Source organism: Alteromonas sp. BZK5, assembly GCF_014349115.1.
GTDB classification, from domain to species: domain Bacteria; phylum Pseudomonadota; class Gammaproteobacteria; order Enterobacterales; family Alteromonadaceae; genus Alteromonas; species Alteromonas macleodii.
The window spans coordinates 1-1,042 of the sequence record NZ_JACSOE010000283.1 but is presented as its reverse complement, the minus strand read 5'-3'; the positions used below and the strand labels follow the sequence as shown (position 1 = coordinate 1,042).

At 43.1% G+C, this 1,042-nt stretch carries 1 pseudogene; it reads right to left on the bottom strand.

Annotated elements, in window-relative coordinates:
* Positions 1 to 399: 399 nt before the first annotated feature.
* Positions 400 to 957 (bottom strand): annotated as a pseudogene (tnpC, locus tag BIZ39_RS21975) (IS66 family transposase); the annotation flags it as partial.
* Between the last annotated feature and the right edge of the window lie 85 nt (positions 958 to 1,042).

Genomic DNA, 1,042 nt, shown 5'->3' with positions numbered 1-1,042 from the left:
GTAATTTACAATCCGTTTTTTTGTCCTGCTGAAAAGTGACGATTGTAAATTACAATCCGATGTTTTGACCTGCTGAAAAGTGTCGATTGTAAATTACAATCCGATGTTTTGACCTACTGAGAAGTAACGATTGTAAATTACAATCCGATGTTTTGACCTGCTGAAAAGTGACGATTGTAAATTACAATCCGATGTTTTGTCCTGCTGAGAAGTAACGATTGTAAATTACAATCCGATGTTTTGACCTGCTGAAAAGTGACGATTGTAAATTACAATCCGATGTTTTGACCTACTGAAAAGTGACGATTGTAAATTACAATCCGATGTTTTGACCTACTGAGAAATGACGATTGTAAATTACAATCCGATGTTTTGACCGTAAGCGTCCGGCAATACCACCTATCGCTTAGCAAACTGCCATGGTAGCAGTTGCTCGATATCGACGTCGGGCTTGCTGAGTTCATCAAGGCAAGTCATCGCATACTCGAACACATTGAGGTCGTTAGCTTTAGCGGTTTCGATGATACTGTAGAGCATTGCGCTGGCGTTTGCGCCCGTGGCGGTTTGACTAAATAGCCAGTTTTTTCTGCCTATCACGAACGGTTTAATCGCGCGCTCAGCGCGATTATTATCAATCTTTAGTTGGCCGTCGAGTGTATAACGTACAAGCTTTTCCCATTGGTTCAAGCAGTATTGTATCGCTTCACCTAATTTGGTTTTCGGTAGCACTTGTTGAACTGATTTCATTAGCCATGCGTGAAGCTGATTGAGCAACGGCAGGCTCTTTTCTTGTCTGGTAAGGTAGCGCACTTCGACCGTTTTATCGTTTAGCTGCGTTTCGATGCGGTAGAGCTTTTGGATGTGATTGAGTGCCCAATCTGCTTTTCCGCTGCCTTTCTTACCCGCACCTTTTTTGGCTTCCATGAACTTACGACGTGCATGTGCCCAGCTTGCGACAGGCTAAGCCTGAGAATAAAGGAGGTAACTATGCTGTAACCAAAATTATTCGTTGAATTCCAGAGGGTTCAACTCCCTCCCGGTA